Below are 3,592 nucleotides of genomic sequence, written 5' to 3'. Positions count from 1 at the left end.
GTTTTGTTGTTCGGGAACCACATAGTGGACGCGTGCAGTGTGTTGTGTGGTGTAAGTTGTTGGCCTATTAGTACCGGTCAGCTTCACGAGTCTTTAGTCCTCGCTTCCACATCCGGCCTATCAACCCAGTGGTCTGGCTGGGGGCCTCTCACACATAATGTGTATGGAAATCTCATCTCGAAGCGAGCTTCCCGCTTAGATGCTTTCAGCGGTTATCCCATCCGAACGTAGCTAATCAGCGATGCACTTGGCAGTACAACTGACACACCAGAGGTTCGTCCGTCCCGGTCCTCTCGTACTAAGGACAGCCCTTCTCAAATTTCCTGCGCGCGCAGCGGATAGGGACCGAACTGTCTCACGACGTTCTAAACCCAGCTCGCGTACCGCTTTAATGGGCGAACAGCCCAACCCTTGGGACCTACTCCAGCCCCAGGATGCGACGAGCCGACATCGAGGTGCCAAACCATGCCGTCGATATGGACTCTTGGGCAAGATCAGCCTGTTATCCCCGAGGTACCTTTTATCCGTTGAGCGACGGCCATTCCACAATGTACCGCCGGATCACTAGTCCCGACTTTCGTCCCTGCTTGAGATGTCTCTCTCACAGTCAAGCTCCCTTGTGCACTTACACTCGACACCTGATTGCCAACCAGGCTGAGGGAACCTTTGGGCGCCTCCGTTACTTTTTAGGAGGCAACCGCCCCAGTTAAACTACCCATCAGGCACTGTCCCTGACCCGGATCACGGGCCGAAGTTAGATGTCCAAAGTGACCAGAGTGGTATTTCAACGATGACTCCACCCGAACTGGCGTCCGGGTTTCAACGTCTCCCACCTATCCTACACAAGCCACTCCGAACACCAATACCAAACTATAGTAAAGGTCTCGGGGTCTTTCCGTCCTGCTGCGCGTAACGAGCATCTTTACTCGTACTGCAATTTCGCCGAGTTTATGGTTGAGACAGCGGGGAAGTCGTTACTCCATTCGTGCAGGTCGGAACTTACCCGACAAGGAATTTCGCTACCTTAGGATGGTTATAGTTACCACCGCCGTTTACTGGGGCTTAAATTCTCAGCTTCGCCACACAAGGTGGCTAACCGGTCCTCTTAACCTTCCAGCACCGGGCAGGAGTCAGTCCGTATACATCGTCTTGCGACTTCGCACGGACCTGTGTTTTTAGTAAACAGTCGCTTCCCCCTGGTCTCTGCGGCCCACACCCGCTCACGGAGAGCAAGTCTCCATCACGGGGCAGGCCCCCCTTCTCCCGAAGTTACGGGGGCATTTTGCCGAGTTCCTTAACCATAATTCTCTCGATCGCCTTGGTATTCTCTACCTGATCACCTGTGTCGGTTTGGGGTACGGGCGGCTAAAACCTCGCGTCGATGCTTTTCTTGGCAGCATAGGATCACCGGATCCCCCCTTACGGGAGTCCCATCAGATCTCAGGAACGTGCTCGAAGCACACAGGAACGGATTTGCCTATCCCTGACCCTACATCCTTAGACCGGGGCAACCATCGCCCGGCCCGGCTACCTTCCTGCGTCACACCTGTTAATACGCTTACCTCCCAGGATCAGGTCCCGCGCTCGGCCAAAACCCACACACCACAAGGGTGATAGGGCAGGCTCCGGGCGGTTAGTATCCCCCGCTTGGCATTGGCGGTTTTTCGCCGGTACGGGAATATCAACCCGTTGTCCATCGACTACGCCTGTCGGCCTCGCCTTAGGTCCCGACTTACCCAGGGCAGATTAGCTTGACCCTGGAACCCTTGATCATTCGGCGGACGGGTTTCTCACCCGTCTTTCGCTACTCATGCCTGCATTCTCACTCGTGTAGGCTCCACCGCTGGTTTCCACCGCGACTTCACTGCCCACACGACGCTCCCCTACCACTCCAGACGCCTGAACCAACCCCGAAGGGCGGCTTGGCTATCATCTGAAATCCACAACTTCGGCGGTGTACTTGAGCCCCGCTACATTGTCGGCGCGGAATCACTTGACCAGTGAGCTATTACGCACTCTTTCAAGGGTGGCTGCTTCTAAGCCAACCTCCTGGTTGTCTTCGCAACTCCACATCCTTTCCCACTTAGCACACGCTTAGGGGCCTTAGTTGGTGGTCTGGGCTGTTTCCCTCTCGACTATGAAGCTTATCCCCCACAGTCTCACTGCTGCGCTCTCACTTACCGGCATTCGGAGTTTGGCTGACGTCAGTAACCTTGTAGGGCCCATCGGCCATCCAGTAGCTCTACCTCCGGCAAGAAACACGCAACGCTGCACCTAAATGCATTTCGGGGAGAACCAGCTATCACGGAGTTTGATTGGCCTTTCACCCCTACCCACAGCTCATCCCCTCCATTTTCAACTGAAGTGGGTTCGGTCCTCCACGACGTCTTACCGTCGCTTCAACCTGGCCATGGGTAGATCACTCCGCTTCGGGTCTAGATCACGCCACTACACTCGCCCTATTCAGACTCGCTTTCGCTACGGCTACCCCACACGGGTTAACCTCGCGACGTAACACTAACTCGCAGGCTCATTCTTCAAAAGGCACGCCGTCACCAGAATCAGACTGGCTCCGACGGATTGTAAGCACACGGTTTCAGGTACTGTTTCACTCCCCTCCCGGGGTACTTTTCACCTTTCCCTCACGGTACTGGTCCGCTATCGGTCATTAGGAAGTATTTAGGCTTATCAGGTGGTCCTGACAGATTCGCACGGGATTTCTCGGGCCCCGTGCTACTTGGGATCCTCTCCAGGCTGTGCACAACATTACGGTTACGGGGCTCACACCCTCTCTGGCCGGCCTTTCAAGACCGTTCACCTATGCCTGCACCTCACCCCACCAGTCCGGCAGAACCAGTACGGAAAGTCCCACAACCCCGCCCATGCAACGCCCGCCGGCTATCACACATGGAACGGTTTAGCCTGATCCGCGTTCGCTCGCCACTACTAACGGAATCACTATTGTTTTCTCTTCCTGCGGGTACTGAGATGTTTCACTTCCCCGCGTTCCCCCCACGCACCCTATGTGTTCAGATGCGGGTCACACAATCACCTTGCAGCGTTGTGCGGGGTTTCCCCATTCGGACATCCTGGGATCAACGCTCGGTTATCAACTCCCCCAGGCTTATCGCAGATTCCTACGTCCTTCTTCGGCTCCTAATGCCAAGGCATCCACCGTGTGCCCTTAAAAACTTGACCACACAAAAATCAAACAAAAAGTTCGATCATGCATTGACTTACTCGAGAGAACCATGCGCCACTAGGGCCCAGGTTCATTCATAAGAAATTGCTGTAAGAACACACACCCACCAACCCCCAAAAGGATCAGCACCATGCATGTTCTAGATGCTCGCGTCCACTATGTAGTTCTCAAACAACAACCCCGTCAACCAGCCCACCACCCACCACAACCCACACAAGCAGATCGATACAGTGACCAGAGGAACCAGAAGCAGGAACAAAAAGAAACACCAGAAAGTGTCCCCCCTGCATTGCTGCAAAAAGGTCCTGTTGCCTCAGGACCCAACAGTGCGCCAAACACAACCCCCACACCCCGCACCCCACCACGTTCCACACACCCCCGCACCCCCCC

The 3,592-nt window shown here is 55.2% G+C and carries 1 rRNA gene; it reads right to left on the bottom strand.

What is annotated here, in order from left to right:
• Window positions 1–46: 46 nt before the first annotated feature.
• Window positions 47–3,198, bottom strand: a 23S ribosomal RNA gene (locus ACFRJ9_RS23810).
• Window positions 3,199–3,592: the final 394 nt, after the last annotated feature.

The organism is Paenarthrobacter sp. NPDC056912 (assembly GCF_042786555.1).
Taxonomy (GTDB): Bacteria; Actinomycetota; Actinomycetes; order Actinomycetales; family Micrococcaceae; genus Arthrobacter.
Note: the sequence above shows the minus strand (reverse complement) of the source record. Positions and strands in the feature narration are given on the sequence as shown.